The sequence below is a fragment of the Thermodesulfobacteriota bacterium genome, from assembly GCA_040753795.1.
Lineage (GTDB): Bacteria > Desulfobacterota > Desulfobacteria > Desulfobacterales > Desulfosudaceae > JBFMDX01.
On sequence record JBFMDX010000017.1, the window covers coordinates 88,511 to 95,496 of the forward strand.

6 protein-coding genes are annotated in these 6,986 nt (G+C 55.8%); all 6 read left to right on the top strand.

Annotated features, from left to right (window positions below):
- Positions 1 to 33 precede the first annotated feature (33 nt).
- Complete coding sequence (locus AB1724_16635; protein MEW6079435.1) at positions 34 to 1,608, top strand: flippase; 1,575 nt, start codon at positions 34 to 36, stop codon at positions 1,606 to 1,608.
- 20 nt (positions 1,609 to 1,628) lie between these two features.
- Positions 1,629 to 2,699, top strand: coding sequence for a radical SAM protein (locus AB1724_16640; protein ID MEW6079436.1), 1,071 nt, complete (start codon positions 1,629 to 1,631; stop codon positions 2,697 to 2,699).
- A 19-nt stretch (positions 2,700 to 2,718) separates the two neighbouring features.
- Complete coding sequence (locus AB1724_16645; GenBank protein MEW6079437.1) at positions 2,719 to 3,537, top strand: polysaccharide deacetylase family protein; 819 nt, start codon at positions 2,719 to 2,721, stop codon at positions 3,535 to 3,537.
- The gene (locus tag AB1724_16650) at positions 3,530 to 5,272 is read left to right on the top strand and encodes a PQQ-binding-like beta-propeller repeat protein (GenBank protein MEW6079438.1); all 1,743 of its coding nucleotides are present in this window, start codon (positions 3,530 to 3,532) and stop codon (positions 5,270 to 5,272) included. The genes AB1724_16645 and AB1724_16650 overlap by 8 nt, the downstream gene beginning before the upstream one ends.
- A gap of 22 nt (positions 5,273 to 5,294) precedes the next feature.
- Positions 5,295 to 6,647, top strand: coding sequence for an O-antigen ligase family protein (locus AB1724_16655; protein MEW6079439.1), 1,353 nt, complete (start codon positions 5,295 to 5,297; stop codon positions 6,645 to 6,647).
- Between the two features lie 8 nt (positions 6,648 to 6,655).
- Positions 6,656 to 6,986 (top strand): hypothetical protein (locus AB1724_16660; GenBank protein ID MEW6079440.1); only part of this gene is annotated, 331 nt, incomplete at its 3' end.

The following is a 6,986-nucleotide window of genomic DNA, read 5'->3' on the forward strand; positions in this document are numbered from 1 at the left end:
GGATTTATATAACATTTGAAATAGCTGGATACCGTGGAAACAGCCGCCATTTCAGTGCCGGAAAAAGCACCGACGAAAGCAAGCAAAAACCTGGGCTCGTTAGCCAGAGGCACCGGTCTGTCTTTCACCGGTGAAGCAGGCCACATCATCCTGACCTATGCTTACGGCATTCTCATTGCCCGGTTTCTCGGCAGCGGCGACTACGGCAACTTCTTTCTGGGGATGACGATCTTCAATTTGATCTGCCTGTTTGTCTTAAGCGGCGTGGAAGACACCCTCATGCGCTTCATCGGTCTGCATGCCACCTCCGGTGAGGAGAGCCAGACCCGTACGGTTATCCGGATCAGTTTCCTGATCGCCATCGGCGCCGGCGTTGTCCTTGGATGCGCCTGTTATCTGCTCAAGGACATCCTGGCGGAACGCATCTTTCATAAACCTGAACTGGCCGTGGTCATGGGTTATATCAGCCTGGCCGTCCCGGTCTTTGCCCTGATGACCGTTTCCGTCACGGCCATACGCGGGTATAAAATTGTTTTCCCGTATGTGTTTGTGCGAAAAATTTTTCTGCCGGCCATGAGTCTGGCGCTGGCCGCGGCCGTCATGGTGACCGGCGGGGGGCTGCGGAACCTGTCTCTCTCCTACCTGCTCAGCGTGGTCATCTCGGCCGGTTTCGGATATGCCCTGCTGATCCGGCATCTTTCCCCGTTCAGCGGCCTCACCGAGCCGTTGGCCGACCGCCGTCGATTCCTGTCCTTTCTGGGGGCGGCTTACGCCACCAACATTCTTATTTTCTTCACCACCTGGAGCGATCTGATCATCCTGGGAGTCATGACGTCTTCGGAGCAGCTCGGCGTGTACTTTGCCGCCAAACGAACCGCCATGGCCATCGGTATTCTCATGCTTTCCCTGAACGTCATTCTGGGCCCGGTCATTTCCCACCTTTACAGCGGCAACCATTACGAACAGTTGAACCGGGCTTTTAAAACCGCCACCCAGTGGATCATCATCCTGGGACTGCCGGTACTGGTCATGACTCTCCTGTTTCCAAAAGAGATTCTGATGCTTTTCGGACCGGGATTCACGGAAGGACGAGAAGCACTGATCATCCTTACCTGCGGTCAGTTCCTCAACCTGTCGGTCGGTTCCGTTGGTTATATGCTGATGATGACCGGAAACCAGCGCTGGATGGTGGCGGATGCCGTCGGCGCCGTCGTCATCAATATTCCGCTGATGATTCTGCTGGTGTCCCGCTATGGTATAAACGGCGCGGCCTGGGCCAGCGCCGTCACCCTGGCCCTGGCCGGATTCGTGGCCCTGGCGCAGATCTATTTCCTGCTGAAATTACACCCCTTCAGTATCCGTTACGTCAAATTACTGATGCTGGCGTCCATCACCGCCGGGGTCTGCTGGCTGATAAAAGCGTGCCTGCCGGATGACGCTTCCGTCATGCTGATCGCCGGCCAGATCGGCTTTGTTTTCCTTTTTTTCTTTTCCCTGGTCCTGGTCTTCGGGCTGACCGGCACCGAGAAGAAAAGGCTGTTTGATTTGCGTAGAAAACCCCTGCCGGCGATGATCAGAGAAATACTGGAAGGCAAAGAAACGATCTAATTCCTAAGGAAGTATCCGTTATGCAAAGCACGGACAGACAATTGATCAGAAGAAGGGAAAGAGCCAAAAAACTTGTCCGGATGGGGAAACTCACCCGGCAGTTCCCTTACGTGGTCATGAGAAATCCCCTGGGCGCCCTGAAGTGGATCGAAACCGTTCTCCTTGACCGGCGGGCCTCGGCGTACTGTTATAATTATCCTTTTCTCCTGCAGATCGAAGTGACCAATGCCTGCAACCTCAAATGCAAAATGTGCCCGCGGGAACGGGAGCTGGAAAAGCTGGGGCAGAAAGCCAGCCATATGACCTTTGACACCTTTAAACAGATCATGGACTCCTGGATCGGCCATCTTTATCAGATTTATCTGTTTGGACGGGGCGAGCCCCTGATGGCCCCGGATCTACCCCGCATGATCCATTACTGCGCGCAAAAAGGCGTGCCGTATATCACCCTGAACACCAATGGCACCCTTCTCCGCGGTAAAATGGCCCAGGCCCTGGCCGATTCGGAACTGGATGAGATTCGCATCAGTATAGACGGCGCGGACGAAGAGGGGTTCAAGGCGGTTCGGGGAATATCGCTGCAGCAGTTAAAAGACAATATAACCGACTTCCGCAGGATTTCCGACATCCCTATTCATGTCACGACCACGGTGTCACAATACAACTGGGAAACCGTCCACCGCATCCCGGATCTCTGCGCCGAAATCGGGGTGCATACCCTCCGCCTGCTGCCGTCCCTGCCGTATGTGTATGTGGATATGCCGGAAAGCACCCTGACACCGGATCAGAAAAAAGAGTTCAAAACATTGGTCAGGGAATTAAAAGCCAGTTGTGAACAAAAGAAGATCCTCTTCATCTCCGCGTCCCCCCGGGTTCAGGAGTGCAAACAGCCATTTATCATGGCGTTTATTGACGTCGAGGGGAACCTGACGCCCTGCTGCCTGCTGGAAATCACCCACATGGGCAATGTGTTGAAAGACGGTTTTGCGAAGGTGTGGCGGGGAGACCAAATGAACCGGTGGCGGAAACTGCTGCTCAAGCACCAGTTTCCCAAAGCGTGCCTTGAACTTGAATGTATCCGGGACTGGTAACCGGGTGGAACAGACGATTATGAGAAAACGGATCAAAGATACGGGATTACGTGTCTGTCTGGGCCTGGGGCGGCTGTTTCCTCCGCGAGGCACTCCTGTTCTCGGCTATCATTCAGTGGCTGATGATGATTCCAATATCACCATCTCCCCAAAGATGTTCGACGTACAGATGTCCTGGCTGAAGGATGCCGGGTACCAGGGGGTGTCTTTCAAACACTTTATCTCTTTTGTCGATAAGGAAGGGAGGCTGCCGGAGAAAACCGCTGTCCTGACCTTTGACGACGGTCTGAAAGATTTTTACACCTCGGCCTGGCCGGTTCTTCGCCGCTGCGGATTTTCGGCCACGGTCTTTGTCCCCACCCACTACATCGGGGGAAAAGCCAACTGGTACGCACATTACGGATTGGATCCGGTTCCCATGCTTGACTGGAAGGAAATCCGCGAACTGACCGCATCCGGTATCGATATTCAGAGCCACGGCTGTTCGCACCGGCCGCTGACCGATCTCGCGCCCGATGAGCTTCACCGGGAAGTCATTGCCTCCAAAAAGGTCCTGGAGGAAGGTCTGGGGCAGCCGATTGATTTTTTCTGCTGTCCCCAGGGGGCTCAAAACGATGAGGTCGCCGCGGCCATCCGGGACGCCGGATACAAGGCAGGTATCGGCGGCGGTGACGGTCTGTTCAGGTTGAAGGACGACCGGTATCGCCTCAAACGGCAATTGCTGGATTACATCGCCATAACGGACGAGAAGACCGCCCGGCTCAGCATCAGCGCCTGCGCCCGGGGGTCCTTTGCCTGGTATGTAAAAGCGAAAAAAAGAGTGAAACATTATGGGTAAAACGTTATGCCGTATATTACTGATCGTTCTGTTCATTCCATTCTGTGCCATGGCTTTTTCAAATACGCATCCCCCGGCCAAAGGACCGGTCGAATTGAAAGTCGAAGAATTGCGGACGATCTACCAGCAGAAAAAAGCGGCCGGCTATGATATGACCGAGGTGGAAAAGACCATGGCCCAGATCCGGCAGGCGCGGCAGGACGGCGACGGCTCGCGGTTTATCGATCTTTTGAAGAAGGCCGAAATTCAGCTTGCCGGCATCGGACCGCAGGAGCAGCGGCCGGCACCTGAGACCGCTCCCCCACCGCCGCTTCCCGCCGACAGGAACGTGTCAATGGATGACGGCCCCTGGCCCATGTACGGCCATGACCGGCGTCACACCTGCCGCAGTCCCTTTCGGGGACTGACCTCTCCGCCGGCAGGCCCGAAATGGCGATTTCCCAGCCCGGGCGGAATCGGCGGATTTACCTCCTCCGTCTCCATCGGCAGCGACGGGACGATATACGCCGGCACGGCCCAGAATGAAAATTTTCCCATGGACAACACCCGGGGCCACTCCGGCATGCTGATGGCATTTTCCCCTGACGGCAGGAAAAAATGGCAGCATGACAGCGGCCGGGGAAGTCCCATGATCTGCATGATCGAATCCGGCCCCTTACTGACTTCCGACGGAATGATCATCTACGGCAAAGACGACGGCCATGTTTACGCCGTGAACCGGAGCGGACAGCTCTTGTGGGACTTTGCCGCTGAAGACGCCTTTAACGCCCTGCGGCATGACGACAATGAACAGTTCATCCCGTCGCCGGTTCTGGGACCGGACAACGCCCTCTACCTGTTAAGTCATTTCGGTAATGTTTACAAACCACAGACTATCGACGCCCTGGGCCGGGTGCCGGCCCTGAAGAAAGTCATCGACGCCTACGGGATCAAAGGCGTAAAAGCGCAGGAATGGGGTAAAATTTATGCCCTGGATGTGCGCACCGGCAAACTCAAGTGGACGTTTGACCCTTCTCACGACTCTCCTTCCGGCCGTCAGGTGTTCTTCGGTTCGCCGGCCGTGGGAAATGACGGTACCCTGTATGCCGCCGCCTATTGTCCCTCCAACCGCGGTTATCTCTATGCCGTCAATCCCGATGGTACCTTAAAATGGCGATATCCGGGAAAAGGCCGAACCAAGATTCAGGCCCTCTGTTCTCCTCCGGCTATCGGTGATGACGGCACGATTTATGTCGGTTCCTTCGGGGATAAGGACAAGGCCAGGCTGTATGCCTTCCATCCCGACGGAACCTTAAAATGGAATTACGAAATCACCGAGAACCGAATCACCTCCGGGCCGGGGATCGGGCCGGACGGTACTCTTTATTTCGGTTCCCACAACCATCCCGCCAGGGTGGGATCAGAACGCCCTCCGCAGGGCCATCTTTACGCCGTCAAGGACGCCGGAGAAAAGGCGGATTTGCAATGGAAGTTCGCGGTCGACTACGGCATCACCGCTTCTCCGGCCATCGACAACGATGGAAACGTGTTTTTCAGCACCACCTCCATTCAGCCCGTGCCCCAGGGAGCTCTTGGCGACTATTTCCTCTTCGCCCTGAACAAAAAAGGTGAAAAACTGTGGGAATATCCGTTCAAGGGGTTTGCCTGGGGGTCCCCGGCCATCGACCGGGATGGAACGGTTTATATCAACGTCAGCAGAGGAGAGGCGAGTGTCTTTGCCTTTGGCCCACAATAACATAGCAGGAGAAATGGACAAAATGGATACGACCCCGTCCAGGCGACCAGCCTTATCCCGACTGACCGTATTGCAGGAGGTCAGCCTATACGCGGTGCTGTTCACCATCCCCCTCTTCCGCCTGGGAACGGAAATAACCGGTTCCGAAAGCCTGACGCCGGCCAAAATCTTCATCGGGTTGACGTTTGTAATCTGGATCACCCGTATCCTCATCGAAAAAGACGACACCGCCCTGATCTTCCTGTTCCATGACAAAGCCACCCTGCTGATGCTGGCCTTTCTGGTCATAACGTTCATGTCGCTCATGTTCACCCGTTATATCGAACCGGACACCATCCAGGAGCTATCCCTGCGAATAAAAACCGCCCTCCTCTATTTTCTTATCGTCGGCATCATTATCCGCCGGCAAGCGCTGAAGGCGGCCATTATCGCCCTTCTGCTGGGCAGCCTGCTGACGACGGGCGCCGGGCTGTATGAAGCCGCCACCGGCGACGCCTTTTTCAAGGAAAGCTACCGGCACCAGTTCCGCTTTACCAAACAGAGCGCCAAAACCTCAGGCCTTCAAAAAACATACGGCGGCGGAGAACGGGTTCAGGGTCTATACAGCGACGCCGGATTTTATGCCCATGCCCTCATTATCTTTATCGGGTTGGCCATGCCATGGGCACTGTACGGCCGCACCAGAAGCCTCCGGGCCATCATGGCCATTCTGCTGCTGGCCTATCTGATCAACCTGATCGGAACCGGCGCCAGAACAGGCTGGGCCGCTCTGGGGTGCGCCATGGGCGTCTTTCTCCTGCTCATGAAACACCCGCATAAATATCTGCTGTGGGCCGTCTCCGTCTTATCGGTTATCGCCGTCTTTCTGGGATCTTCCCTGATGCCGAATCTGCCGACCGTGGAACGGCTCCAGCTCAAGGGCAGCATCTCCTGGAGCTGGCGGCTCGACACCAACCTTCAGGCTCTGGAAATGGTCCGCGATCATCCCGTCCTCGGCGTCGGCACCGGCAATTACATGGTGGAATATTTCAATTACCTGGAAGGATACCCGCGGCTGTCCCGCGCCATGATGGGATGGCTGCACAACTCCTATCTTCAGGTCTGGGTTGAAAACGGAACGGTCGGCCTGATCATCCTTCTGGCATTTATGGCGACCGTGATGCTGGGCCTTCTGGACGCCTACTTCAAGCCGTCGCATCCGGACATAAAAATAATGGCGCTGGGCCTCACCACCGCCTTTGTCGGATACGCCGTTGAGTTTTCAGGCGTTCCCGTGATCGGCCAGGAAATGGGCTGGCTGGTCTTTGGCTTCAGTGTCGCCCTGATCTCCATCAACCGGAGAGATCACAAAGAACTGACGGCCGCAAGAGGATAACAGAAAAAATGAAAACAACCGATACAGTCCGTCGCTGCAGCACATGCATCCTGCCGGAAAGCTATCCCGGTATCCAATTTAACGAAAAAGGCGAGTGCCACCTGTGCACCGGTTATCAGAAACCGGCGACCAAAGGAGAGGACGCCCTTCACCGGCTGCTGACGTCGCGAAAAGGCAGCCGTTACGACTGTCTGGTCACGCTGAGCGGCGGACGGGACAGCAGTTATGTCCTTTATTACGCCGTCAAGGTGCTCGGTCTTAACACCCTGGCCCTCAACTACGACAACGGGTTCCGGCATCCCCAGGCCCTGGCCAACATGAAGACCGCCTGCGAACGGA

Bases quoted from the DNA above. Each gene is read 5' to 3' on its own strand.
- AB1724_16645 (MEW6079437.1), top strand. From the start codon at position 2,719: ATGAGAAAACGGATCAAAGATACGGGATTACGTGTCTGTCTGGGCCTG.
- AB1724_16640 (MEW6079436.1), top strand. From the start codon at position 1,629: ATGCAAAGCACGGACAGACAATTGATCAGAAGAAGGGAAAGAGCCAAA.
- AB1724_16655 (MEW6079439.1), top strand. From the start codon at position 5,295: ATGGATACGACCCCGTCCAGGCGACCAGCCTTATCCCGACTGACCGTA.
- AB1724_16650 (MEW6079438.1), top strand. From the start codon at position 3,530: ATGGGTAAAACGTTATGCCGTATATTACTGATCGTTCTGTTCATTCCA.